The 23563-nt window shown below is 64.5% G+C and carries 27 protein-coding genes; 19 read left to right on the top strand and 8 right to left on the bottom strand.

Annotation, left to right across the window (positions count from 1 at the left end; translation table 11 throughout):
• Positions 1–9 precede the first annotated feature (9 nt).
• Positions 10–729 (bottom strand): hypothetical protein, encoded by a 720-nt coding sequence (locus tag UNPA324_RS17475; protein ID WP_164936422.1) that lies wholly within the window; start codon positions 727–729, stop codon positions 10–12.
• Positions 730–816: 87 nt separating this feature from the next.
• On the opposite strand from UNPA324_RS17475, the gene UNPA324_RS17470 reads away from it, so the two are divergent.
• The 14 genes from UNPA324_RS17470 to UNPA324_RS17405 all read left to right on the top strand — a co-directional run bounded on the left by UNPA324_RS17470 (position 817) and on the right by UNPA324_RS17405 (position 11547).
• Positions 817–1398, top strand: a complete 582-nt coding sequence (locus UNPA324_RS17470) for a SoxW family protein (RefSeq protein WP_128920764.1) — start codon at positions 817–819, stop codon at positions 1396–1398.
• Between the two features lie 133 nt (positions 1399–1531).
• On the top strand, positions 1532–1975 hold the full coding sequence (gene soxX, locus UNPA324_RS17465; protein WP_128920765.1) for a sulfur oxidation c-type cytochrome SoxX: 444 nt from the start codon (positions 1532–1534) through the stop codon (positions 1973–1975).
• 18 nt (positions 1976–1993) lie between these two features.
• Positions 1994–2446, top strand: a complete 453-nt coding sequence (soxY, locus tag UNPA324_RS17460; RefSeq protein ID WP_128920766.1) for a thiosulfate oxidation carrier protein SoxY — start codon at positions 1994–1996, stop codon at positions 2444–2446.
• Between the two features lie 18 nt (positions 2447–2464).
• A complete protein-coding gene (gene soxZ, locus UNPA324_RS17455; protein WP_128920767.1) occupies positions 2465–2791 on the top strand; it encodes a thiosulfate oxidation carrier complex protein SoxZ in 327 nt (108 codons plus the stop codon).
• A 28-nt stretch (positions 2792–2819) separates the two neighbouring features.
• Positions 2820–3641, top strand: a complete 822-nt coding sequence (gene soxA / locus UNPA324_RS17450) for a sulfur oxidation c-type cytochrome SoxA (protein WP_128920768.1) — start codon at positions 2820–2822, stop codon at positions 3639–3641.
• A 27-nt stretch (positions 3642–3668) separates the two neighbouring features.
• Positions 3669–5360: a thiosulfohydrolase SoxB gene (gene soxB / locus UNPA324_RS17445; RefSeq protein WP_128920769.1), complete on the top strand. Its 1692-nt coding sequence runs from the start codon at positions 3669–3671 to the stop codon at positions 5358–5360.
• A gap of 3 nt (positions 5361–5363) precedes the next feature.
• Positions 5364–6635, top strand: a complete 1272-nt coding sequence (gene soxC, locus UNPA324_RS17440) for a sulfite dehydrogenase (protein ID WP_128920770.1) — start codon at positions 5364–5366, stop codon at positions 6633–6635.
• Complete coding sequence (locus tag UNPA324_RS17435; protein WP_164936423.1) at positions 6619–7311, top strand: c-type cytochrome; 693 nt, start codon at positions 6619–6621, stop codon at positions 7309–7311. The genes soxC and UNPA324_RS17435 overlap by 17 nt, the downstream gene beginning before the upstream one ends.
• Positions 7312–7337: 26 nt before the next feature.
• Positions 7338–7772: a DsrE family protein gene (locus UNPA324_RS17430; RefSeq protein ID WP_164936455.1), complete on the top strand. Its 435-nt coding sequence runs from the start codon at positions 7338–7340 to the stop codon at positions 7770–7772.
• 15 nt (positions 7773–7787) lie between these two features.
• The gene (locus UNPA324_RS17425; protein ID WP_128920773.1) at positions 7788–8693 is read left to right on the top strand and encodes an alpha/beta hydrolase; all 906 of its coding nucleotides are present in this window, start codon (positions 7788–7790) and stop codon (positions 8691–8693) included.
• Between the two features lie 10 nt (positions 8694–8703).
• Positions 8704–9147 carry a DsrE family protein gene (locus UNPA324_RS17420; RefSeq protein ID WP_128920774.1) on the top strand — a complete coding sequence of 148 codons (444 nt, stop codon included), beginning with the start codon at positions 8704–8706 and terminating at the stop codon, positions 9145–9147.
• A gap of 95 nt (positions 9148–9242) precedes the next feature.
• Positions 9243–10334: a YeeE/YedE family protein gene (locus UNPA324_RS17415; protein WP_128920775.1), complete on the top strand. Its 1092-nt coding sequence runs from the start codon at positions 9243–9245 to the stop codon at positions 10332–10334.
• Positions 10335–10439: 105 nt separating this feature from the next.
• Complete coding sequence (locus UNPA324_RS17410) at positions 10440–10991, top strand: YeeE/YedE thiosulfate transporter family protein (protein ID WP_128920776.1); 552 nt, start codon at positions 10440–10442, stop codon at positions 10989–10991.
• Positions 10992–11001: 10 nt separating this feature from the next.
• Positions 11002–11547 carry a YeeE/YedE thiosulfate transporter family protein gene (locus UNPA324_RS17405; RefSeq protein ID WP_128920777.1) on the top strand — a complete coding sequence of 182 codons (546 nt, stop codon included), beginning with the start codon at positions 11002–11004 and terminating at the stop codon, positions 11545–11547.
• A 42-nt stretch (positions 11548–11589) separates the two neighbouring features.
• On the opposite strand, the gene UNPA324_RS17400 is transcribed toward UNPA324_RS17405, so the two are convergent.
• The gene (locus tag UNPA324_RS17400; RefSeq protein ID WP_128920778.1) at positions 11590–11907 is read right to left on the bottom strand and encodes an ArsR/SmtB family transcription factor; all 318 of its coding nucleotides are present in this window, start codon (positions 11905–11907) and stop codon (positions 11590–11592) included.
• Positions 11908–12010: 103 nt separating this feature from the next.
• Here UNPA324_RS17400 and UNPA324_RS17395 point away from each other — a divergent pair, with 103 nt between their 5' ends.
• Together UNPA324_RS17395 and UNPA324_RS17390 are read left to right on the top strand one after the other, a co-directional pair.
• Positions 12011–12832, top strand: a complete 822-nt coding sequence (locus tag UNPA324_RS17395; protein ID WP_128920779.1) for a helix-turn-helix domain-containing protein — start codon at positions 12011–12013, stop codon at positions 12830–12832.
• 69 nt (positions 12833–12901) lie between these two features.
• Positions 12902–13567 (top strand): DsbA family oxidoreductase, encoded by a 666-nt coding sequence (locus UNPA324_RS17390; protein WP_141935194.1) that lies wholly within the window; start codon positions 12902–12904, stop codon positions 13565–13567.
• Here the strand turns inward: UNPA324_RS17390 and UNPA324_RS17385 are convergent.
• The 6 genes from UNPA324_RS17385 to UNPA324_RS17360 form a co-directional block, all read right to left on the bottom strand.
• Positions 13545–14744, bottom strand: a complete 1200-nt coding sequence (locus UNPA324_RS17385; RefSeq protein ID WP_128920971.1) for a GNAT family N-acetyltransferase — start codon at positions 14742–14744, stop codon at positions 13545–13547. The genes UNPA324_RS17390 and UNPA324_RS17385 overlap by 23 nt on opposite strands.
• Positions 14745–14849: 105 nt before the next feature.
• A complete protein-coding gene (locus UNPA324_RS17380) occupies positions 14850–15341 on the bottom strand; it encodes a DUF6789 family protein (RefSeq protein WP_128920781.1) in 492 nt (163 codons plus the stop codon).
• A 19-nt stretch (positions 15342–15360) separates the two neighbouring features.
• Positions 15361–16800 (bottom strand): cytochrome c oxidase accessory protein CcoG, encoded by a 1440-nt coding sequence (gene ccoG, locus UNPA324_RS17375; protein WP_128920782.1) that lies wholly within the window; start codon positions 16798–16800, stop codon positions 15361–15363.
• 37 nt (positions 16801–16837) lie between these two features.
• Complete coding sequence (locus UNPA324_RS17370; RefSeq protein WP_097658086.1) at positions 16838–17041, bottom strand: YgaP family membrane protein; 204 nt, start codon at positions 17039–17041, stop codon at positions 16838–16840.
• Between the two features lie 26 nt (positions 17042–17067).
• Positions 17068–17511 carry a thioredoxin TrxC gene (gene trxC / locus UNPA324_RS17365; RefSeq protein WP_128920783.1) on the bottom strand — a complete coding sequence of 148 codons (444 nt, stop codon included), beginning with the start codon at positions 17509–17511 and terminating at the stop codon, positions 17068–17070.
• On the bottom strand, positions 17508–18794 hold the full coding sequence (locus UNPA324_RS17360) for an NAD(P)/FAD-dependent oxidoreductase (RefSeq protein ID WP_141935193.1): 1287 nt from the start codon (positions 18792–18794) through the stop codon (positions 17508–17510). The genes trxC and UNPA324_RS17360 overlap by 4 nt, the downstream gene beginning before the upstream one ends.
• A gap of 115 nt (positions 18795–18909) precedes the next feature.
• Here UNPA324_RS17360 and UNPA324_RS17355 point away from each other — a divergent pair, with 115 nt between their 5' ends.
• The 3 genes from UNPA324_RS17355 (at position 18910) to UNPA324_RS17345 (ending at position 23554) form a co-directional block, all read left to right on the top strand.
• Entirely contained in the window at positions 18910–19209 is a 300-nt protein-coding gene (locus UNPA324_RS17355; RefSeq protein ID WP_430641897.1) for an ArsR/SmtB family transcription factor, read from the top strand.
• Between the two features lie 128 nt (positions 19210–19337).
• The gene (locus tag UNPA324_RS17350) at positions 19338–20333 is read left to right on the top strand and encodes an efflux RND transporter periplasmic adaptor subunit (RefSeq protein ID WP_430641892.1); all 996 of its coding nucleotides are present in this window, start codon (positions 19338–19340) and stop codon (positions 20331–20333) included.
• On the top strand, positions 20330–23554 hold the full coding sequence (locus UNPA324_RS17345; protein WP_128920786.1) for an efflux RND transporter permease subunit: 3225 nt from the start codon (positions 20330–20332) through the stop codon (positions 23552–23554). The genes UNPA324_RS17350 and UNPA324_RS17345 overlap by 4 nt, the downstream gene beginning before the upstream one ends.
• The last annotated feature ends 9 nt before the right edge of the window (positions 23555–23563 follow it).

Below are 23563 nucleotides of genomic sequence, written 5' to 3'. Positions count from 1 at the left end.
CGGCACGCCTTAGCCGAAGCGGAAATCGAGGAGCTGCGCGTAAGACTGCAACTCGATCAGGTAGCGATGGACGAGCGGCCCGTCTCCAGCCATCGCCGCATGGGAGATCTCGCTGCTGCTGGCGATCGCACCGTCGATCAGCCGGCGGAACTCGCTCGTTTCCGCGACGTCCGCCCGCGCCCAATCGTTGCAGCGTTGCAGACGGTCGCGGAACGCGCTTGCGCTGGCGATGGTATCCTCGGCCTGTGCCGGGGCGGGATGCTCGCCATAATGCGTGGCCGCAACGCGTAGCTTGTCCATCGCGGGTGCGGTCTCGAAGACGCAATCGGCAAGATCGTAGAGGCCGGATCGACGCCTGAGGTCGTGAAATGACTGGCGGAGCTGGAGCAGCTCTCGTCCCGCGGCGACAATGTCTCCGCCGTCGAGCGCGTGCGCGACGCCGACAAGCCGCTCGCCGCCTCGGCCGAGAAATTGCGTCAGCGCGACAGCCGCGTAAGGGGAGTGGGGAGGTGGCGTATGTGTCGCGAGCTGCTTCCAGGCCGCCGCGGCTTCTTCGATTTCCATCTGCGCCAGCGCAATGTTTCCTGTCCGCGCATAGCTCGCGGCGGTGCGCAAATTGGCCATGACCGGCTCCATCGCCGATGCGAAATCCTTCGCGCTGTCACTCTCGGCGCCCAGAGCGAGGGTGCCGGAGATCAGCCACGCCAACAGGACCATGATGCAGCGCAAGATCGGAAATCCTTGTTACATTCGAGTATTCGAATATTATAATGAAGCGGTCGCGACCCGCAATATTGTCCAAGGTTGAAATTCCCGATGCACCTCCGTAGGCCGACGCGGCGAGATGTTCTGGCATTGGCTCCGGGGGCGGCGCTTGCCGCGAGCTGCGGCGAGGTTGTGGCCGAGCCCGCGCTTGGAGATGACGGGCTCTATCGCGAGCCCTGGTTTCTGCAGAGCTTTCTCGATCTGCGCGAGGACCTCGATAGTTCTGCCGCTGGCGGCAAGCGCCTCGCCATCATGTGGGAGCTGCGCGGCTGTCCCTATTGCCGCGAAACCCATCTGGTGAATTTCGCCGATACGGGCATTGCAAACTACATCCGCGACAATTTCGAGGTTCTCCAGCTCAATCTGATCGGATCCCGCAAGGTTACGGACTTCGATCGCCAGGAATTGTCCGAGAAGGACCTTGCCCAGAAATACGGGATCAGGTTCACCCCGACGTTCCAGTTCTTTCCGCCATCGTCCAGCGGCATCGAAAAGCAGGAGCCGATGGCGCGAGAAGTCGCCCGGGCGCCCGGCTATCTGAAGCCGCCGCATTTTCTCGCGATGTTTCGGTTCGTGCGGGAGCGCGCCTATGAGCGCGGCTCGTTCAGGGATTTCCTCGCCGCCAGCGGCTAGTCCAGGCGTCGCGCGCAAAATATGTCTTGACGTTGTCGAAGACATCAACATATCATAATAAATGAATGTGATGGATCGTCGGATCAATCATGAACGAGGCGGGCGTCACCTCGCCATCCCTGGGGTAGGAAACATGCGGCGCTCGCTTGCTGCTGCGTTTGCGTTGTGTCTCATGGTCGGTAGCGCTTACGCGCAGGAGCCGATCAAGCTCGACGTCGCCGATGACTCCCTGCCGAAATCCCTGACCGGTACGCCTGGAAATGCCGCCGCCGGCAAGAAGGTGTTTCTGACGCGCACGCTCGGCAATTGTCTGGCCTGCCATCAGGTCACGAGCCTCAAGTCCGAAGAGTTCCACGGCGAGTTCGGTCCGTCGCTCGACGGTGTCGCCGGCCGCTATAGCGAGGCGCAATTGCGCCTCATCGTCGCCGATCCCAAGCGCATCTTCACCAATACGGTCATGCCCGCGTTCTTCAAGAACGACGGCCTCAGCCGAGTGCGCCCGGAATTCGTCGGCAAGTCCATTTTGACGCCCGCGCAGGTCGAGGACGTCATCGCTTTTCTCAAGACGCTGAACTGACGGCGAGGAGGACCAGGAATGAAGGCCATCAATCGACGGCAGGCATTTGCGCTCGGGGGCGGCTTCGTCATGCTGACGCTGCTGCCCATGGCAGCCGATGCCGAAGTGACGAACGACGCGGCGAAGTGGATCGAGAAGTTCACCGGCGGCAAGCAGCCGGCCAAGGGCAAGATTTCGCTCGACCTGCCGGAGATCGCGGAGAACGGCAACACCGTGCCGCTGTCGATCAACGTCGAGAGCCCGATGACCGCGGACTCCTACGTCAAGGACGTCATGATCATTGCGGACGGCAACCCGAATGCAGGCGTGGCGACACTCTCGTTCACCCCCTTGTCTGGCAAGGCGGAAGCCTCGATCCGGATCCGGCTCGCGTCCACGCAGAACGTGATTGCGATCGCGAAGATGAGCGACGGTTCGTTGTTCACGGAGCAGAAGACCGTGAAGGTCACCATCGGCGGCTGCGGCGGCTAAGGGCTCAGGAGAAAACAGATGGCAGACAAACCGCGCATCAAGCTTCCCAAGGAAGCGGCCAAGGGCGAGGTCGTCCAGATCAAGACCCTGGTTTCGCACGTGATGGAATCGGGCCAGCGCAAGGATGCGCAGGGCAAGACCATTCCGCGCAAGATCATCAACAAGTTCGCCTGCGAGTTCAACGGCAAGCCGGTGTTCGCGTGCGCGCTGGAGCCGGCGATCTCGGCCAATCCCTACATCCAGTTCGATGCCAGGATCGACGAGGCCGGCACGTTCAAGTTCTCCTGGACGGACGACGACGGCACGGTGATCACGGCCGAAGAGAAGATCGCGCTCAAGGCATGATGCGCCTCGCGCATTGAGGGAGGCTCGAATGGCGCCACGATATGTTGGGTTGGCCGCTATGGTCGCGGCCGCCGCGTCGGTTGCGACGCTCGCATGCGCAGAGGACGCCGAGCGCAAGGGCATCGCGGCGCCGCCCGGCCACGTCTTCAAGACCATCATCTCCGGGTACGAGTTCCGCAGCAAGGAAACCCGCGCGCTGCAGGACGACGATCTCGAAAATCCGGGATTCCTCGCCGTGGAGCGCGCGGCGGACGCCTGGAAGAAGGTCGAGGGCAGTGAGGGCAAGTCCTGCATGAGCTGCCACGGCGAAGCCGAGACCAGCATGAAGGGCGTCGGCGCCGCGATGCCGAAATGGGACGACAAGCTGAAGAGGCCGGTCAATCTCGAGCAGCGCATCAACATCTGCCGCACCGAGCACATGAAGGCGGAGCCCTGGAAGTTCAAATCCGGGGAATTGACCGACATGACCACGTTCGTGCGCTACCAGTCGCACGGCATGAAGGTCTCGGTAAAGACCGACGGCCCGATGTCGCCCTGGTTCGAGCGCGGCAAGCAGATCTATTACACGCGCTACGGCCAGCTCGATCTTGCCTGCGAATCCTGCCACGAGCGCAACAACGGTAAGTTCATGCGCGCCGATTTCCTGAGCCAGGGCCAGACCAACGGCTTTCCCACCTATCGGCTGCGCGACCAGCGCCTGGTGCCGCTGCACGAGCGCTTCGAAGGCTGCATGTTCGACGTGCGCGCCGAACCGTTCAAGCCGCTCTCGGACGAGTTCCTCGCGCTCGAGCTCTATGTCGCCTGGCGCGGCATCGGTCTGCCGGTCGAGACGCCGTCGGTGCGCAATTGAAACGATGAGCTTGCAGGAGTATTGCGCATGATCTCTCGACGCGAGTTCATTCAGGTTGCTGCGGCAACGGCGGCGCTCTCGACCGGTGTTGGCTCTGGCCTGACCCGGGCGGTCGCCCAGCAGCGCCTGACCGAGAAGGAGTTGCTCGCGTTCGAGCCGCTCGGCAACGTCACGCTGGTGCATGTGACCGACATTCACGGTCAGCTCATGCCGCTTTATTTCCGCGAGCCCTCGACCAATCTCGGTGTGGGCGAGGCGAAGGGTCTTCCGCCGCACGTGACCGGCAAGGAGTTCCTCGCCCGTTTTGGCATCGCGCCCGGCTCGTCGGCGGCCTATGCCTTGACCTCGGAGGATTTCGAGGCGCTGGCCAAGAGCTATGGCCGGATCGGTGGCCTCGATCGCGCCGCGACCGTGATCAAGGCGATCCGCGCCGAGCGCGGCGACAAGGTCGCGCTGCTCGATGGCGGCGACACCTGGCAGGGCTCGTGGTCGTCGCTGAAGACGCGCGGCCAGGACATGATCGACTGCATGGCGCTGCTCAAGCCCGACGCCATGACCGGCCATTGGGAATTCACCTACGGCACCGAGCGGGTCAAACAGGCGATCGAAGGCCTCGGCTTCCCGTTCCTTGGCCTCAACATCCGCGACACCGAATGGAACGAAGCGGCGTTCGACGCCGCGACCATGATCCAGCGCGGCGGCGTCAAGATCGCGGTGCTCGGCCAGGCTTTCCCCTATACGCCGGTCGCCAATCCGCGCTGGATGATTCCGAACTGGTCGTTCGGCGTGCGAGAGGAGGACGTGCAGGCGCAGGTCGACAAGGCGCGCAAAAGCGGCGCGCAGCTCGTCGTGCTGCTCTCGCACAACGGTTTTGACGTCGACCGCAAGCTTGCAAGCCGCGTCAAGGGCATCGACGTCATCCTGACCGGACACACCCATGACGCGCTGCCCGAGGCAGTGAAGGTGGGCAAGACCCTGCTGATCGCGTCCGGCTCGTCCGGCAAGTTCGTGTCGCGGCTCGATCTCGACGTCCGTGACGGCGAGGTCAAGGCTTACAGCTACAAGCTCATTCCGCTGTTCTCCGATGTGATCACGGCGGACGCCGAGATGGCGGCGAAGATCGCCGAAGTGCGCAAGCCCTTCGCGTCCGATCTTTCCAAAGTGCTCGGCAAGACGGATTCGCTGCTCTACCGGCGCGGCAATTTCAACGGCACGTTCGACGATCTGATCTGTCAGGCGTTGCTGCAGGAGCGCGACGCCGAGATCGCGCTCTCGCCCGGTTTTCGCTGGGGTACCAGCGTGCTGCCGGGGCAGGACATCACCTTCGAGGACGTCACCAACGCAACCGCGATCACCTATCCCGCGGTCTACCGCATGGGCATGACAGGTGCGCGGTTGAAGGAGATCATCGAGGACGTTGCCGACAATCTCTTCAACATCGATCCGTACTACCAGCAGGGCGGCGACATGGTGCGGATCGGCGGGCTCGCTTACGCGATCGACGTCACCAAGCCGCAGGGCAGCCGCATCTCGGACATGCAGATGCTCAAGACCGGCGCGCCGATCGATCCCGCCAGGGAATATCAGGTCGCGGGCTGGGCCAGCGTCAACGAAGGTACCGAAGGGCCGCCGATCTGGGACGTCGTCGCGAACTACCTGACGCGACAGAAAACCGTTCGGCTCGAGCCCAACCGGGCCGTCAAAGTTACCGGAGCGTAAGCGATGTCGAAGATGGACAGTTCCCGGCAATCACGACGCAGTTTCCTGGCCGCTGGCGCCGGTGTTGCTGCCTCCGTGCTCGCCAAGCCGGCCGCGGCCGGCGCCGGCAATCCCGCCAACCAGCCGCCCAACGTGCCGGAATGGACCAAGTCGCTGGGCGAGGGCGTGGCCGTGCGCCCCTATGGCAAGCCGTCGAAGTTCGAGAAGGATGTCATCCGCCGCGACGTCGAATGGCTGACCGCCTCGCGCGAATCCTCGGTGAGTTTCACGCCGCTGCATGAGCTCGAAGGCATCATCACCCCGAACGGTCTTTGCTTCGAGCGGCATCATGGCGGCATCGCCGAGATTGATCCGGCCGATCACCGCCTGATGATCCATGGCCTCGTGGACCGTCCGCTGATCCTCACGCTGGACGAGCTGAAGCGCTATCCGCGCGTCAATCGCATCCACTTCATGGAATGCGCGGCGAATTCGGGCATGGAGTGGCGCGGCGCCCAGCTCAACGGCTGCCAGTTCACCCACGGCATGATTCATTGCGTGCAATATACCGGCGTCTCGCTGCGCACGCTGCTGGAAGAGGCCGGCGTCAAGACCAACGGCAAGTGGCTGCTGGTCGAAGGCGCCGATGCAGCGGCGATGGACCGCAGTCTGCCGATCGAGAAGGCGCTCGACGATTGCATCATTGCCTACAAGATGAACGGCGAGGCGCTCTATCCCGAGCAGGGCTATCCGATGCGATTGGTCGTGCCGGGCTGGCAGGGCAATCTCTGGGTCAAGTGGCTGCGCCGCATCAAGGTCGGCGATCAGCCCTGGCACACCCGCGAGGAGACGTCGAAGTACACGGACCTCATGCCGAACGGCAAGGCCCGCCGCTTCACCTGGGCGATGGACGCCAAATCGGTGATCACGTGCCCGAGCCCGCAGGCACCGATCAGGCATGGCAAGGGCTTTACCATCGTCTCGGGGCTCGCCTGGAGCGGCGCCGGAAAAGTCAAACGCGTGGACGTGTCGCTCGACGGCGGCCGCAACTGGTGGCCGGCACGGCTCGATGGGCCCGTTCTCGACAAGGCGCTGACGCGCTTCTACTACGAATTCGATTGGAACGGCGAGCCGCTGCTGCTGCAATCGCGCGTCCAGGACGAGACCGGCTATGTGCAGCCGAGCAAGGCGGAGCTGCGCAAGATCCGCGGCGTCAACTCCATCTATCACAACAATGGCATCCAGACCTGGCATGTGCAGGCCAATGGTGAGGTCGAGAATGTCGAAGTCGCTTAAGCTCATTGCAGTCGCGCTGACCGCCTGCGCGCTGAGCGCGCCGGCGCTTGCACAGCAGAAGGCGGATGCCAAGAGCGGGCCGCGCTACCACATCGGACGCGCGCCGACCGCGGACGAGATCCGCGGCTGGGATATCGACGTGCGTCCCGACGGCCAGGGCCTGCCGGACGGCAAGGGCACGGTCGCGCAAGGCGAAAAGCTGTTCATGGACAATTGCGCGACCTGCCATGGCGAGTTCGGCGAGGGCAACGGCCGCTGGCCGGTGCTGGCCGGCGGCAAGGGCTCGCTGACATCAGACAATCCGGTCAAGACGGTGGGCTCGTACTGGCCCTACGCCTCCACCGTGTTCGACTACGTCCGTCACGCCATGCCTTATGGCAATACTAGCTCCCTGTCCGTCGATGAATATTATGCGCTAGTCGCCTACGTCCTCTATCTGAACGACGTCATTACCGACCAGAACTTCGAGCTGAACAAGAAGACCCTTGCCACGATCAAGATGCCGAACGAGCAGGGTTTCGTGATGGACGACCGCGCCACCAGCGAGAAGTCGTTCTGGCAGAAGGACCCTTGCATGAAGGATTGCATCGCGCCGGTGAAGATTACCGGGCGCGCTGCCGCCGTCGACGTGACGCCAGAGGAAGGCAAGGAGAAGAAGTCGCGGGGCGTGGAGTGAGAACCGGCCGGGCGAGCCGCCGCACGCTGCTGCATGCGGCCCTCGCTGCCGGCTTACTCGCCACAATCCATCCGACCGTGACCCAGGCGGCCGAACCTCACAGGCTCGCGCTGCAGATCAGCGACGACGATCCGGTCAAGATGCGCGCCGTTCTCGATGTTGCGGCCAACGTCTCGCGGCATTATTCCGGGCAGGGCGAGGACGTCGAAATCGCAGTGGTTGCCTTCAATGGCGGCCTCGACATGCTGCTCGAGGACCGTTCGCCGGTGAGGGAGCGCCTGGTGAATTTTCTGAAATCGATGCCCAATGTAAGCTTTCTGGCCTGCGGCAATACGCTGGAGACGCTGGCGGTGAAGGAAGGCAGGCGGCCTCCGCTGCTCGAAGGCGTCAGCGTCACGCAGGTCGGGGTTGCCGCGCTGATGGATCTTGCCGAGAAGAACTGGACGATTGTCCGGCCGTAGGGGAGATAGCCGACGATGCGATGGTTGATGGGACTGGCTATCGTGCTCGCGCTCGCAGGGCCCGCATGTGCGGCCGAGCAGGAGCTGGAACTGTCGGTCGAGGGCCGCACGACGCTCGCGACGCTGCGCACGCCAGCCTCGATGGGGCCGGACACACCACTCGTCGTGATGACCCACGGCACGCTCGCGCACAAGGACATGGAGGTCATTCAGGGTGTTGCCAAGGCGCTGGAGCAGCGCGGCATCGCTTCGCTCGCCCATACGCTGTCGCTCGGGCTCGATCGCCGCAAGGGCATGTATGACTGTGCGGTGCGGCACGACCACCTGACCGACGATGCGGTTGCCGAGATTGGTGCGTGGGTGACACGTGCGAAAGACATGTCGCGACTCGTTTTCGCGCTCGGTCATTCGCGCGGCGGCAACCAGGTCGCGCGGTATCTCGCAGCAAGCGAGACCCCGCCGGTGGCGGGTGCGGTGCTGCTGGCGCCCGTGACCGCAGAAGCCGAGGCGGATTTGCGCGCCTCCTACGCGAAGACCTATGGCAAGCCGCTCGATCCGTTCCTGGAGCAGGCGACCAAGGCGGTCGCGGCGGGCCGCGGCGGGGAGTGGATGGACGTGCCTGGCTTCATCTATTGCCGCAACGCCGTGGTGACCGCACGCGCCTTTGCGTCATTCTATGCCGCCGATGCCGGCCAGGATACCGCCGCGCTGGTGGCGCGCACAAAGCTGCCGGTGCTGGTGTTCGCCGCGACCAAGGATAGCGTCGTCCCCGACGTGGCAACCGCCTTTGCGCCGCTGACCGGTTCGAGCGGCGGCAGGGTGCAGCTCGACACAATCGAGGATGCCGATCATTTCTTCCGCGACCTGTTCGCGGAAGATGTTGCCGACCGCATCGCCGAGTTCATCAAGCAGACACGATAGGAGGGGGACCATGCAGCGTCGATCCATGCTTCGCGCGAGCTTTGCCGGACTATTTGGTGCCTTCGCGGTGCGCCAGGCGTCCGCGGCGACGGAAACGCCCGCGCGGCAGCGCGTCGCCTATCACCTCGCCGATGCCGATCGTGTCGTCTTCGTTCTGGGCAATCTGCAGAATCATGTCGACGGCGTCGGCGGGCCCGGCAAGGCCGACATCAGGTTGGTCGTGCATGGACCGGCGCTGCGCGCCTTCCACGCCCTCGCGGCCCAGGACCACATTGTTGCGATGATGACGAAGCTCGTCGACGCCGGCGTCGGCTTCGATGCTTGCGCCAATACGATGAAGGCTCAGGGCGTCAAGCTGGACGATCTCACGCCCGGCTTCGTCGTCGCCGAGAAGGGCGGCGTGGTGCGGCTCGCCGAGCTGCAACAGCAGGGATTTGCGTACTTGCGTCCCTGAATAGGCGTGGGCTGCGCCCCGGGGCTTGATCTCGCTCATATAGCGCGGCCGCGCCTGGCGATAGATTGGCAAGTCCAGGGAATACCGAGGCGGCCGTGCTGACGACACTCATCGATCTCATGGGGGAAGACCGGCTGTCATGGCTGGGCGGCCTCCTGGTCGGCGGCCTCTTTGGATTCTTCGCCCAGCGCAGCCGCTTTTGCCTGCGCGCAGCCGCCGTCGAATTCTCCCGCGGCGCGGGCGGGCCGCGCCTTGCGGTGTGGCTTTTGACCTTCGCCGCCGCGCTGGTGGGCACGCAAGGCTTGGTCGCGCTCCGCTGGCTCGACGTGTCCGAGGCGCGGCAACTCGCGCAGCAGGGAAGTATCTCCGGTGCGCTGCTCGGCGGAGTGATGTTCGGCTGCGGAATGATCTTGGCGCGGGGCTGCGCCAGCCGGCTGCTGGTGCTCTCGGCCAACGGCAATCTCAGGGCGCTGCTGTCGGGCCTGGTGTTCGCGGTCACCGCTCAGGCTTCCTATCGTGGCTTGCTGTCGCCCGCGCGCGAGTGGGTGACCAATCTGTGGCTGGTCGACGGTGGCCCGTCACGCGACATCATGGCGATGTTCGGGGCCGGCACGCCCGAAAAGCTCGCCTTCGGATGCGTGTGGCTGATTGCGGGGCTGTCCTTCGCCTTCCGCAGCCGGCTGCCGCGCCGGCTGATCCTTGCTGCGCTTGCAACCGGAGCAGCCGTCGTCGCCGGCTGGTTCTTCACCTACCAGCTGTCGCAGGCCTCCTTCGCGCCGGTGACGCTGAAGAGCCTCACCTTCAGCGGACCGTCGGCCGAATTGCTGATGCTGGTCCTGAACAGCTCGCAGCTCCGGCTCGGCTTCGACCTCGGCATTATTCCGGGCGTGTTCCTCGGCTCGTTCGCCGCAGCGGCGCACGCGGGCGAGCTGAAGCTGGAAGGATTTTCGGACGGGCTCGGCATGCGCCGTTACCTGCTCGGCGCGGTGCTGATGGGGTTCGGGGCGATGCTCGCCGGCGGCTGCGCGGTCGGTGCCGGCGTGACCGGTGCCTCGGTCTTCGCGCTCACCGCCTGGCTCGTGCTCGGCGGCATGTGGCTGGGGGCGGGTCTCACGGATTTGATCGTCGACCGCGGCGGCATACCGCAAGCCCGACCGGCGACGAGCTCGCCTGCGCCGGGAATCTGAAAATAGTTTAGAGATTGCTAAATTGTAATTTCTGAATATGATATTTGCTGGTGCAGGCTGATTGCGTCGCAACGATGCTGGCCCGACGCTTCCGGAGAAACGCACATGACCACCATCACGGAAAGCTACGTTCGCGAAGCGCCGCGCACGGCGCGGATTGACTGGTCGCCTTATCTGGTCGGTGCGGGAATTGGCCTGCTGAGCTGGATCGCCTTCGCCGTGTTCGGCGATCCGCTCGGCGTCACCACGGCCTATTCGCGCATCGCCTCCCTGTTTGCCATTCCCGTGATCGGTCCTGAGGCTGTGGCACAGAACGCCTATTGGAAGAGCATGCCGCTGAAGTGGGACTACGGCGTCTGGTTCCTCGTCGGCATTCCCGCAGGCGCATTCATCTCCGCGGTGATGTCGGGGACGTGGCGGCTCGAACTCGTGCCTGAAGTCTGGCAGGAACGATTCGGACCGTCGATCGCAAAGCGTTTCATCGGCGCGTTCCTCGGCGGAGCCGTCATCATGTACGGTGCGCGGCTTGCGGGCGGCTGCACCAGCGGACACGGTATCTCCGGCGGGTTGCAACTCGCGGTGTCGAGCTGGCTATTCCTGGCGGTGATGTTCGCCACCGGGCTCGGAATTTCCGCGCTCATGTTCCGCAAGCAGTGAGGGACCTCCGGTGACAGCGATGATGACAATCCTTGGTCCGCTCGTGATGGGCGCAGCCTTCGGCTTCCTGCTCCAACGCGGCAAGGTGACCAACTGCAATGTGATCGAGAACCAGTTCCGCCTGCGGGATTTCACCGTGCTGAAGGTGATGGGCACCGCGATCGTGGTCGGCGGGATCGGTGTGCTGCTGCTGGTCGATACTGGCAACACGAAATACTACGTGAAGGATGCCAACATGCTGGCGGTCGCGCTCGGCGCCGCCCTGTTCGGCGTCGGCATGGTGGTTTACGGCTATTGCCCGGGAACGGCGCTCGGCGCCATCGCAACCGGCAGCGTTCATGCCTTGGTCGGTGCGCTCGGCATGGTCGCCGGGGCCATCCTCTACGCCCTGAGCTTCGATTGGTTGAAGGCGCACGTGCTCAACGTCTGGGCGCTGGGCAAAGTCCGTCTTCCGGACGTGACGCACGTTCCCGACATCGCCTGGTTCGCCGCACTTGCCGTCGGCGCCGCGTTGTTCTTCTGGTGGGTCGAATCCGCGGAAGCCAGGCGGAAGTGAATGGTGCAAGTCACTGCGATCCGGAATTGTCCGGGCCGCAGGTCACCGTCTTGGCGTCTTGCAGAATAGCCTGTGCAGCGTCGAAAACAGCTCTTCGATCCGCCGGTCTGCGATACGGTACCACATCGTCTGACCGTCGCGCCGGCAGGCAACGATGCGTTCGGTCTTCAGCTTCGTCAGGTGCTGCGATAGCGCCGACGCGGAAAGGCCGACATCCTCGGCGAGCGCGCTCGCGCTGATTTCGCCATATTCGACCAGCTTGCAGACGATGAGCAGACGATGCTCATTGGCGAACATGCGCATCAGGGTGGCTACCTCCTTTGCCTGCCTTTCGAGTTCGCTGGTGTTCATTCGGCGCATGACGGTGTTTCATTAGCATTTCCGTGCCGGCGGTCAAAAGGGACGGAAATCATGACCTCCCAGGTAATGGAAGGGCCGATATCTGCGTGCTAGATTTTCGGCCATGAACGCACATGCATCCACGGCACGTACCGAACGCAGCCAACCGGTCCATATCGGCGACCATTTGCGGGAATGGCGGCAGCGCCGCCGCATGAGCCAGCTTGATCTGGCGGGCGAAGCCGAAATCTCGGCGCGTCACCTGAGTTTCGTCGAGACCGGCCGCGCCGCCCCCTCGCGCGATATGGTGCTGAGGCTCGCCGAACGCCTCGACGTGCCCTTGCGCGAACGCAACGTGCTGCTGGTCGCGGCCGGCTATGCGCCGGCATTCCAGCAGCGGCCGCTGGAGGATCCCGCCTTGAAATCAGCCCGCCAGGCCATCGATCTCGTGCTTAGGGCACATGAGCCCAATCCCGCGCTCGCGGTGGACCGGCACTGGAACCTGGTCTCGGCCAACCGCATGGTGGCGCCGTTGCTCGACGGCATTCCGCAGCATCTGCTCGGCCAGCCCTTCAACGTGCTGCGGCTCGCCTTCCATCCCGAGGCGCTGGCGCCGCGCACGGTCAATCTCGCGGAGTGGTGCGGGCACCTCCTGGAGCGGCTGCACCGGCAATGTGAAGCAACGGCCGATCCTGAATTGATCAGGCTCTACAACGATCTCAAGAGCTACCCCATTCCGGCGCGTGCAGGGCCGCTGTCGAGCGACAATGTCGCGATCCCCTTCAAGCTGCGCCACGAGGGGGAGATCCTAAGTTTCTTCTCCACCACCATGGTGTTCGGCACGCCGGTCGACATCACGCTGTCGGAGCTGGCGCTGGAGACGTTCTTTCCGGCCGACGAGCGCACCGCCGAGCGGCTCAGGCAGATGGCAGCAGCCATGACTTAGCGCCCTTGCCTCGGAGCGGGTTCGGCTTATCTTCGAACCAACCCGTATTGCCCGAAGGAGGTGCCTGCCATGAGCACGCTGAAGCCGCTCCAGATCGACGTCGTCTCCGACGTGGTGTGCCCCTGGTGCTATATCGGCAAGCACCGGATCGAGAGCGCGCTGGCACTAGTTCCGGACGTCCCGGTCAAGCTCAATTTCCGCCCGTTCTTCCTCAATCCCTGGGTGCCGCGCGAGGGCATCAGCCGCGAGGCCTATCTCACCCAGAAGTTCGGCTCGGTCGAGGCCTATAAGGGCATTGCGGGGCGCGTCGTTGCGGCCGCAAGCGAGGATGGCCTCGTCTACAGGCCCGAGCTGGTCGCGCGCCAGCCCAACACCACCGACTGCCATCGCCTCATCCTGTGGGCGGAGGCGATCGGCAAAGCACCCGAGATGAAGCAGCGCCTGATGGAGCTGTATTTCCGCGACGGCGGCGATCTCACCGACGTGAACGTGCTGGTGCAGGCGGCCGCCGATGTCGGCCTCGATGCCGAAGACGTGCGCAAGCGCCTCGCCACCGACGAGGACGTCGCGCGCGTTTCGGCGGACGCGCAGGAAGCCGCCGAAAAGGGCATCTCCGGCGTGCCGACCTATGTGTTCGCGCAGAAATACGCGGTCTCCGGCGCGCAGGATCCGACCCTGCTCGCGAAGGCGATTCGGCAGGTGTCGGCGGAGATCAACGCCCAGGCGGCGGAGTAGCTTTCGCTGATTTGCGGAGCCGGCGAACCAGGCGTCGCGCGGTCTCGTGCGCGGCGTTAAGGCCGACCAGCGCTCCGTGAATGAGCGCGACGACCGGATCGTTCCGCCGCAGCGGGATCAGCACGTCGCCGACCGCGAAGCGTCCGCGCCAGATCGGGTTGATCATCGGGTGATCGGCGCTCGCGGTGGAATCCGCACTGGCAATGGCGGGATCCGCGCAGAGATGGCGGGTGAGGTCGAGCGTGAGCTGCACGCCCGGCGAATATCTTGCAAAGCGCTCGTCGATGCCGAGCTTGAAGAAGAAGGCGCGGTCCTGGTGACGCAGCACGATGCCGGCAGCGACCGGCGTCGTGCCAGCGCGAAGCGTGATGATCTCGCACTGCGCGGTCTCTGCCAGCGCCGGCACGGCGCGGCGAATGAAAGCCGCATCGCCCGCATGCTGAACCAGCGCGGTGCGGCGCTCGCCTTTCCAGCCGCTGGCTTCGAGCTGCAGGAATGTTTCGAGCGCGGGTCCGATCTCGCCGGGCCGGCGTGCGACGTCGAACGTAACAGGGCCTTGCTCTCCAAGGCGGTGGCGCTGACGGCGCAGCTCCTTGAGCTTCTTGGCACCGAGTGCATCGCGCAGCAGCGTTTCGTCATCCTGCGTCGCATCGAGGCTGGCGCGGAGGTAGGAGGACAGTACGCGCGGCTTCAGGCCGTCGCGGTTCAAGGCCTGCTCGAGCGCATTCATCGCGGCGCCGTCGAGCGCGACATCGTTCAGCACGAGCGCATGCGCACCGGCCTCGCGCGCGCGCTGCAACAGGCCCGTGGCCGCCTCGATCGGGGCGTCGCGATCGATCAGCGGGCTGCACAGCGTGCCGTAGGGATGCGCGCTCACCAGCGCGGGCAGGGGAATCTTTAGGGCACGCCACAGCGAGATCACCGGCATCAGCCCGATCAGCGGCGTCGAAGAGCCGTCGAATGCGGGCAATGCCGAGGCTTCGGTGCGGCCACGTGCGGTGGCGCTGACGGCGAGCTCCCAGGCGGGCAGGTAATATCCATTCGGCTCGGCCGCGCGCTGCGCGAGTGCGCGCCACTGGCCGGTATCGATCGTCGTGAGCGGGACGCGCGCGCGCGCGGCTCCGGCTTCCTTTGCCGATGCCGGATTGATCGCCGCCTGCTGCGCGATGTCGACCACGTCCCGCCGTCCCCAATCACGCGGGCTGAGCCCGTGTTGCGCGGTCATGCTAGCGCAAAGAATGGAAAATACCGTTGGGGCGCCGTTTCAATTCGAATGATAGCGTTAACCGCGCGTTGACCACAACCGGCCCGGTTCGGAATGCAGCGCCGAGAACGCGATGCCCATGAACGTGCTGTAGGCAAGCACCATCGCAAGCGAGAACGCGGCGGGAAGTACGCCTAGTCCCAGGTCGGAGGCGAACAACCCTCTTCCGAGTATGGGGAAGTAGAGCAATCCCATCGCGATCCAGCCCATGATGCCGAAGAGGAAGCCTTTCATGACCGCGTTGTGGCCGGGCAGAAGATGATAGGTGGAACGGAACAGGATGCCGAGCACGAGCGTGCCGTTAACGAACGACATCGCCCATGGCACGGCGGGGTGGACTGGGCCGCCGCCCAGCCAATGGCCAAGGCCGAGCTGAAGATCTTGATACGGATGGAAGGTTGGAAGCCAGTTCATCCACCGCTTCAGGAACATCACGCCAGAGTGCGCGGCGTTGCCGCACAAGCCGGCCGCCACGGATTTCCAGACATGATGGACAGCTATGTGCTGCATCGCTCGTTGGTCGACCCCTTCATCGTTCTGACGGCACGAAGTGGTCGCGCGCGGTCGCGGTCTGGCCGCTAGCAATCTCGGTCGCCTCGATCTCGATGTCGGTGGCCGCCTTCGGCATCTGCGCGGGCGCGACCTGCACCGACATCCGGATCTCTCGGGTCTGATCCTGCCCGACCTCGACGATCATGCGGCCGTCGGGCTTTCGTTCGACGCCGGCGATGCGCACGCTCGCGCCCGGCAAGTCCTTGACCTCGATTGCGAAGGATCGCGTTGCGCCCTTGTTCAGCAGACGCACCGTGTAGTCGTTGCGCACCCCGCCATCGGCCAGTTGGACGAACAACGGATTGCGCTCATGCAGGACGTTGATGCTCATCGTGCTACGGGTCGCGAGCGTGTAGACCATGATGCTGCCGACGACGGCGATGGCTGCGGCATAGACCAGCGTGCGCGGCCGGACGATGCGATAGAGCGGCGGCTTGCCCTCGCGCCGGCGCTGCATGTTGATGTCGGTGTCGTAGCCGATCAGGCCTGTGGGCCGGCCGATCTCGCGCATGACGTTGTCGCAGGCGTCGATGCACAGGCCGCACTGGATGCAGCCGAGCTGGATGCCGTGCCTGATGTCGACGCCGGTCGGGCAGACATTGATGCACTGGTGGCAGTCGACGCAATCGCCGGCGAAATCACCATGGGCACGGGCAGCTTCCGCCTTTTTCACCGACATGCGCGGCTCGCCGCGGTCGCGGCGATAGGTGACGTTGAGCGCCCATTCGTCGGTCAGGGCCGCCTGGATGCGCGGCCACGGGCACATATAGATGCACATCTGCTCGCGGGCGTGGCCGGCGAAGACGTAGGTCGTTGCGGTCAGGATGCCGATCCAGAGATAGGCGATGAACGGGGCCTGGAACGTGGCGAGCTCCTTCACCAGCGTCGGCGCGTCGTCGAAGTACAGCACCCAGGCGCCGCCAGTCCACCAGGCGATCATGATCCAGAGGAAATGCTTCAGCGCGACCTTTCGGACGTGGTCGAACGTCCAGTAGCGTTTGTCGCCCTGCATGCGCTCACGGCGGTCGCCCTCGACCCAGCGCTCCACGGCGTAGAACAAGTCGGTCCACACCGTTTGTGGGCACAAATAGCCGCACCACAATCGCCCTGCGACCGCGTTCATCAAGAACAGCGTCATCGCCGCGATGATGAGCAGACCGGTGAAGTAATAGACCTCCTGCGGCCATAACTCGATGAAGAAGAAATAGAAGCGGCGATGCGGCAGGTCGATCAGAACGGCCTGGTCGGGCAGGCCGGGGCCGCGATTCCAGCGCACGAACGGCAAGAGATAGTAGGCCCCGAGCGTGACGCAGAGGATCGCCCATTTGATGCGGCGGAACGGCCCGTGGACCGACTGCGGATAGACCTTCCTACGCTTCTCGTAGAGAGGTCCCTCAATAAAGGTGTCGTCGGTCATGGCAAATTCCCCCGCATCACAGGCCGCATTCGCGCGTTCAGGAGAACGCGCAGCCGCTGCTCAGGCCCAGCTTCCTGAACACGATCGCCGCCGGGCAGAAGCCCGTGAACGAGGCCTGCAACATGTTCAGCCCGGCGAAGGCCGTCAGCAGGTACCAATACGCATTCACATAGGTGCCCAGTGCGAGACCGAGCAGGACGACGCATCCCGCAAAGGCGAGAACGGCTTTATCGACATTCATGGCAGGCTCCTTCTTCTTGCGAACTTTTACGAACGGGTCAGGTTGGCTTCGGTCCAGGCGACGAGGCTGCGCGTATCCATCGCGCCGGCATGGCGGGCGATCTCGCGGCCGCCGCGCATCAACAGCAGCGTCGGAATGCCGCTGATGTTGAGCCGCGACGACAATGCGGGTGCGTTGTCCGAATTCAGCTTCAAGAGCCGCACGCCGGGCTCGAGCTGTTGCGCCGCGCGCTCGAACATCGGCGCCATGGCGCGGCAGGGCCCGCACCATGGCGCCCAGACGTCGACGAGCACGGGAATGTCGCTGCTGGCGACATGGCGGCCGAAGGCGGCTTCGTCCACCTCGATCGGTTGGCCGGTGAACATCGGCTGGTGACAGGCGCCGCAGCGCGCACCTTCCGGTGCGCGCTCGGCCGGCAGGCGGTTGATGCGCCCGCAATGTCCGCAGACGATCTGGCGTGTCGTGCTCATGTGCCGGTTCGGACCTCCTTGATCTTGGCGATGTTCAGCCTGTCGAGCAGGAAGCGCTCGTAGAACGGCTCGCTCTCGCCGCGCCGCATCTTGCGCAGGAAGTATTTCTCGAAGGCGACCTTGGCGAAGTGCACCCATTCGCCCTTGGACGACCAATTGACGTTGCGCGGCGGGATCTGCGGCTGCGCGAGGAAGGCGACCCCGGAATCGCCGAAGTCGGCGAGGCAGATCGCGTTCCAGGTCGGCTGCGCCGTCGGTGCCTTGCCGCGGAGCAGGGCGCCGATGTTGATCGCGGTCGCCGTCACCATGGATTCGATCATGAAGCCGGTCTTGGGGACGCCGACCGGCACCGGTGTCGCGCCGACCGGCGCGATCGCGACGCAGACGCCGACTGCAAACACGTTGGGGAAGGCGGGGTTCTGCTGATGCTTGTCGACGATGACGAAGCCGCGCGGGTTGGTCAGCTTCTCGATGCCGCGCACCGCCTCGACGCCGCGAAAGGCGGGCAACATCATCGAATAGGCGAATGGCAGCTCATGAGCCTTGCGAGACGTGCCATTGTCGGAAAACTCCTCCACCGTCATCAAGCCGGGGGCGACATTGTCGACGCGGGCGTTGGTGATCCACTTGATGTGCTTCTCGCGCATCTCGCTTTCGAGGAGACCCTTGGTGTCCCCGACGCCGTCGAGACCGAGATGGCCGATATACGGCTCCGAGGTGACGAACGTCATCGGGACCCGGTCGCGCAGCTTCCGCCGGCGCAGCTCTGTCTCCAGGATAAAGAGGAATTCGTAGGCCGGGCCGAAGCAGGAGGCGCCCTGAACAGCTCCGATCACGACTGGACCGGGATTGGCCGCGAGCTTCTCGAAGGCTTCACGGGCATGTGCAGCGTGATCGACGTGGCAGATCGACTGGGTATGGCCCTGCGGCCCAAGACCAGGGATTTCGTCGAAGGCAAGTTCAGGACCGGTCGCCACGACCAGATAATCATAGTCGATCGATGTGCCGTCGCCGAGCTCGACACGGTTCTCTGTCGGGTGGACGCGCTTTGCCCCCTGCGTCAGCAGCCGCACGCCCTTGCGCTTCATGACATCCGCGAGATCGATCTCGATCTCTTCGCGCTTGCGCCATCCGACGGCAACCCAAGGGTTCGATGGGACGAAATGATAGACGGCGCCTTGCGAGATGACGCTGACGCGATCCTCCTTTCTCAACTGGGGCAGCAATTCATAGGCCATCAGCGTTCCGCTCAGACCGGCTCCGATTACGACAACTTCCGCCATGGGTACCTCCGTTGGACCAGGCTGCTTCGCCAGTTCAGTTCCGGCCGTCGTGCAGCGCTTGACTATATATGCGTAAGTTCGTATATACGCAAGTATGAAGATGAATGCTGAAGTTATGGAGCGGGCGGCGGATCAGGCGAGCGAGCTGCTGAAGGCACTCTCGAACCGTCACCGTCTTCTGATCATCTGCCAGCTGATCGACGGCGAGCGGTCGGTCGGCGAGCTGGCCGAGTTCCTGAACCTGCGGGACTCCACGGTGTCGCAACATCTTGCGCTCCTTCGCAAGGATGGCCTGGTGTCCGCCCGGCGTGAGGCGCAGACGATCTTCTATTCGATCGCCAGCGAGCCGGCGCGCGAGGTGTTGAAGACGCTCTACCAAGCGTTCTGCGCGCCGAAGTCCGCCAGGACCAGATGAAACCTAGGAGCGCTCGGGGGAGGGTGCCTTGAGCAAGATCAACGCGCCCCATTCCGATGCAGATGAAATGAGCCGCGCAGCAGCGTGGTGATGGTTTGATCATGACACGGAATCGTTCCATGCGATGTATGGCGAGATATTTGGGCTTATTGGCCGTCTTCGCGGCAATCGGCCTGTCTGGAACACCGGTGACGGCGGCCGAGACACTCGTCGTCACGCCGCAACCGATCACGGACGAAAAGGCCGTATTCGCCACTGTCGAGAGTATCAGCGTGGTTCCGGCGCGCGGACGTATCGGCGGCACGGTGGCCCAGCTCAAGGTCAGGGAAGGGGATCGCGTTGCCGCCGGCCAGGCGATCGCGACCATTGGCGACGACAAGCTCGTGCTGCAGATGAAATCGCTCGATGCGCAGATCGAGGCGCTGCAGGCGCAGGCGAACCAGGCCCAGCTCGACTTCACCCGGACCGAAGGTCTGGTCGAGCGCGGTATCCTGCCACGGATCAAGCTCGACGAGCAGCGCACCGCGCTCAACGTCGCCGAGAACGGCCTGCGAGCCAAAACCGCCGAACGTGCGGTGATCAACGAGCAGCTCAACCAGGGGCAGGTGCTCGCGCCGGCGGATGGTCGCGTGCTGAAGAAGCTCATCACGGTGGGATCCGTGGTGCTGGCGGGCGATCCGATCGTCACCGTCGCCCAGCAGAATTTCAAACTGCGGCTTCGCGTGCCGGAGCGGCATGCACGCTTCCTCAAGGCGGGGGACAAGATTCGCATCGACGGCGCGGAGTTCGCCGGCGAAGCCGCCAAGTCGGGCGTGATCGACCTCGTCTATCCGCAGATCGAGGAGGGTCGCGTCATTGCGGATGCGACCGTGGAGGGGCTCGGCGAATATTTCGTCGGCGACCGCTTGCGGGTCTGGGTCGCCGGCGGAACGCGAACAGCCTTCGTCGTCCCTTCGAACTATGTGACGACCCGATTCGGCATCGACTACGTCCAGCTCCGGAAAGGCGACGAGACGATCGACGTGCCGGTGCAGCGCGGTCGCGACATGCCGATGCCTTCGCTTCCCGACGGCCTCGAAATCCTGTCGGGCATCCGGGCCGGTGACCAATTGGTGCGGCCGTGAATCTCGGTCTGTCAGGACGGTTGACCCGGTCGACCATCGCATCGCCGCTGACGCCGCTGTTCCTGCTCGGGGCCCTCGTCGTGGGGCTGATCGCCGTCGTGGTGATCCCACGCGAAGAGGAACCGCAGATCAGCGTTCCCATGGTCGATATCCGCGTCAATGCCGACGGCCTGCGCGGGCCGGACGCGGTGGAGCTGGTGAGCAAACCGCTGGAATCGATCGTCAAGGGCATCGACGGCGTCGAGCATGTCTACAGCCAGACCGAAGACGACCGCGTCATGGTCACCGCGCGTTTCCTGGTCGGCACCAAGTTCGAAGATGCCATCCTGCGGGTGCACGAGAAGATCCGCGCCAACCTCGACCGCATTCCCGTCGGCATTCCAGAGCCGCTGATCGTCGGGCGGGGTATCAATGACGTTGCGGTGACGGTGTTGACATTGTCCCCGAAGCCCGAGGCCGCCAGCCGCTGGACCGACAAGGACTTCTTTGAGCTCGCCGACAAGCTGCGCGCGGAGCTGATGAAGGTCGACGACGTCGGTCTAACCTACATATCCGGTGGCGCGGCGCAACAGATCCGGGTCGAGCCCGATCCGGAGAAGCTGTCGCTGTTCGGCGTCACGCTTCAGCAGCTCGTGGCCAAAGTCAAGGACGCCAACCGCTCGTTCCTGGCTGGGCAGGTTCGCGATGCCGGCATCGTGCGCAGCGTCGCGGCGGGGCAGACGCTGTCCGGCATTCCCGACATCGGATTGCTGCTGATCACGAGCCGCGACGGCCGGCCGGTCTACGTCAAGGACGTCGCCTCTGTCGTGGTCGGTCCGAGCACCATCGAGCATCGGGTCTGGACGGATTCGCGCGACGCCGCCGGGCAGTGGGCGCGGACGCCAGCCGTCAGCCTGGCGTTGGCCAAGCGGGCCGGTGCCAACGCGGTCGTCGTGTCCGAGAATATCGCGGAGCGCCTCGAAGGATTGAAGTCGCGCCTGATCCCTGGAGATGTCCAGGTGACGGTGACGCGCGACTATGGCGAGACCGCCAACGAGAAGGCCAACGAGCTGCTGTTCCATCTCGGTCTTGCGACCGTGTCAATCGTCGTCCTGATTGCGATCGCGATCGGCTGGCGCGAAGCGCTGGTGACCTTCGTCGTGATTCCCACCACGATCCTGCTCACCATGTTCGCCGCTAACCTGATGGGCTACACCATCAACCGCGTCAGCCTGTTCGCACTGATCTTCTCCATCGGCATTCTCGTCGACGACGCCATCGTCGTGGTCGAGAACATCGCGCGGCACTGGGGCATGCGCGACGGCCGGCCGCGACTGCAGGCCACCATCGAGGCGGTGGCGGAGGTCGGCAACCCCACCATCGTCGCGACGTTGACCGTGGTCGCCGCGCTGTTGCCGATGCTGTTCGTGTCGGGCCTGATGGGCCCCTATATGGCGCCGATCCCGGCCAACGCGTCGGCCGCCATGCTGTTCTCGTTCTTCGTCGCGATGGTGGTCGCGCCCTGGCTGATGCTCAAGCTCGCGCCGAGCGGCGATGTTGCCTCAGCGCATGGGGAGCACGATGAAGGCCGGCTCGGCCGGCTCTATCGGCGCTTCGCCGCGCCGATCGTGCGGAGCAAGCGGTCGGCCTGGATCTTCCTGCTCGGTGTCGGCATCGCAACGCTGCTGTCGATGACGCTGTTTGCGACCAAGTCGGTGACGGTCAAGCTTCTGCCGTTCGACAACAAGTCCGAGATCGCCGTGGTCGTCGACCTGCCGGAAGGAGCAAGCCTGGAGGCGACCGAGCGCACGCTGTTCGGTGCGGCCGAGATCGCGCGGCAACTACCGGAGGTCACCTCGCTGCAATCCTATGCCGGCACGCCGGCACCCTTCAATTTCAATGGTCTCGTGCGTCATTATTACTTGCGCCAGAGGCCGGAGCTGGGCGAGCTGCAAGTCAACCTGGCCGCACGCGGCGAGCGCAAGCGCGCGAGTCACGAGATCGCGCTCGAGCTGCGCGAGAAGCTGAAGGCGCTTGATCCGCCAGGGGGTACCAGCATCAAGGTGGTCGAAGTGCCGCCCGGGCCCCCGGTGCTTTCGACGCTGCTCGCGGAGGTCTACGGTCCCGATGCGACCACGCGCCGTGCGGTCACGGCCGAGCTCAAGAAGGTTTTCGCGGAGGTGCCGTTCATCGTCGATATCGACGATTCCATCGGCGAGAAGCGGCCACGGCTGCGGCTCTCGATCGACCAGGACCGGCTCGAATTCTTCGGCGTCGAGCAGCGCGACGTCTACGACACCATCCAGGCGCTGTTCGGCGGCATCTCGATCGGCTATTCGCATCGCGGCGAGGACCGCAACCCGATCGAGATCGCGGTGCATCTCGGAAAGCGCGATCTGGTCTGGGACGAGGCGCTGGCCTCGACGCCGGTGCCGGCCAACACCTTGCCCGGCAGCAAGACGGTGGTCGAGCTCGGTCAGGTCGTGAAGGCGGCCATGGAGGAGGGCTCGCCGACGATCTTCCGCCGCGACGGCCGCTTCGCCGACATGGTGATGGCCGAGCTCGCCGGGCGCTTCGAGGCGCCGCTTTACGGCATGCTCGCGGTTGCCGATCGTGTGGATGCCCATGACTGGGGCAAGCTGCCGAAGCCTGTGATCAGCCTGCACGGCCAGCCATCGGACGAGTCGCGTCCCACGCTGCTGTGGGACGGCGAATGGGAGATCACCTGGGTGACCTTCCGCGACATGGGCGCCGCCTTCGGTGCAGCCATCCTCGGCATCTACGTGCTGGTCGTCGCCCAGTTCAGGAGCTTCCGTCTGCCGCTGGTCATCCTGACGCCGATTCCGCTGACGCTGATCGGCATCCTGATCGGGCACTGGCTGCTGGGTGCGCCGTTCACCGCGACCTCGATGATCGGCTTCATCGCGCTCGCCGGCATCATCGTGCGCAACTCGATCCTGCTGGTCGATTTCATCAGGCACAGCGGGGGGGACGGCAAATCGCTTCGCGAGGTGGTGCTGGAGGCCGGCGCGGTCCGCTTCAAGCCGATCCTGCTCACCGCGCTTGCGGCCATGATCGGAGCTGCGACCATCCTGCTCGATCCGATCTTCCAGGGATTGGCGATCTCGCTGCTGTTCGGGCTTGCCTCGTCGACGCTGCTCACCGTGCTGGTGATTCCCGCGATCTATATCGCCCTGCGCGCTCCGCGCGAGGCGGCTCCGACCACAGCCAAATCCAGCTAACGAGGATCC

It is taken from the genome of Bradyrhizobium sp. UNPA324, assembly GCF_006658635.1.
Taxonomy (GTDB): domain Bacteria; phylum Pseudomonadota; class Alphaproteobacteria; order Rhizobiales; family Xanthobacteraceae; genus Bradyrhizobium; species Bradyrhizobium nanningense.
The sequence above is the reverse complement of the archived record's forward strand: the minus strand, read 5'-3'. Positions and strand labels throughout refer to the sequence as shown.

Bases quoted from the DNA above. Each gene is read 5' to 3' on its own strand.
- UNPA324_RS17470 (WP_128920764.1), top strand. From the start codon at position 817: ATGCACCTCCGTAGGCCGACGCGGCGAGATGTTCTGGCATTGGCTCCG.
- UNPA324_RS17435 (WP_164936423.1), top strand. From the start codon at position 6,619: ATGTCGAAGTCGCTTAAGCTCATTGCAGTCGCGCTGACCGCCTGCGCG.
- UNPA324_RS17420 (WP_128920774.1), top strand. From the start codon at position 8,704: ATGCAGCGTCGATCCATGCTTCGCGCGAGCTTTGCCGGACTATTTGGT.
- soxX (WP_128920765.1), top strand. From the start codon at position 1,532: ATGCGGCGCTCGCTTGCTGCTGCGTTTGCGTTGTGTCTCATGGTCGGT.
- UNPA324_RS17390 (WP_141935194.1), top strand. From the start codon at position 12,902: ATGAGCACGCTGAAGCCGCTCCAGATCGACGTCGTCTCCGACGTGGTG.
- trxC (WP_128920783.1), bottom strand. From the start codon at position 17,511: ATGAGCACGACACGCCAGATCGTCTGCGGACATTGCGGGCGCATCAAC.
- UNPA324_RS17360 (WP_141935193.1), bottom strand. From the start codon at position 18,794: ATGGCGGAAGTTGTCGTAATCGGAGCCGGTCTGAGCGGAACGCTGATG.
- UNPA324_RS17400 (WP_128920778.1), bottom strand. From the start codon at position 11,907: ATGCGCCGAATGAACACCAGCGAACTCGAAAGGCAGGCAAAGGAGGTA.
- soxA (WP_128920768.1), top strand. From the start codon at position 2,820: ATGGCGCCACGATATGTTGGGTTGGCCGCTATGGTCGCGGCCGCCGCG.
- UNPA324_RS17350 (WP_430641892.1), top strand. From the start codon at position 19,338: ATGGCGAGATATTTGGGCTTATTGGCCGTCTTCGCGGCAATCGGCCTG.
- soxC (WP_128920770.1), top strand. From the start codon at position 5,364: ATGTCGAAGATGGACAGTTCCCGGCAATCACGACGCAGTTTCCTGGCC.
- UNPA324_RS17355 (WP_430641897.1), top strand. From the start codon at position 18,910: ATGGAGCGGGCGGCGGATCAGGCGAGCGAGCTGCTGAAGGCACTCTCG.
- UNPA324_RS17380 (WP_128920781.1), bottom strand. From the start codon at position 15,341: ATGCAGCACATAGCTGTCCATCATGTCTGGAAATCCGTGGCGGCCGGC.
- UNPA324_RS17425 (WP_128920773.1), top strand. From the start codon at position 7,788: ATGCGATGGTTGATGGGACTGGCTATCGTGCTCGCGCTCGCAGGGCCC.
- UNPA324_RS17410 (WP_128920776.1), top strand. From the start codon at position 10,440: ATGACCACCATCACGGAAAGCTACGTTCGCGAAGCGCCGCGCACGGCG.
- soxZ (WP_128920767.1), top strand. From the start codon at position 2,465: ATGGCAGACAAACCGCGCATCAAGCTTCCCAAGGAAGCGGCCAAGGGC.
- soxB (WP_128920769.1), top strand. From the start codon at position 3,669: ATGATCTCTCGACGCGAGTTCATTCAGGTTGCTGCGGCAACGGCGGCG.
- UNPA324_RS17370 (WP_097658086.1), bottom strand. From the start codon at position 17,041: ATGAATGTCGATAAAGCCGTTCTCGCCTTTGCGGGATGCGTCGTCCTG.
- soxY (WP_128920766.1), top strand. From the start codon at position 1,994: ATGAAGGCCATCAATCGACGGCAGGCATTTGCGCTCGGGGGCGGCTTC.
- ccoG (WP_128920782.1), bottom strand. From the start codon at position 16,800: ATGACCGACGACACCTTTATTGAGGGACCTCTCTACGAGAAGCGTAGG.
- UNPA324_RS17395 (WP_128920779.1), top strand. From the start codon at position 12,011: ATGAACGCACATGCATCCACGGCACGTACCGAACGCAGCCAACCGGTC.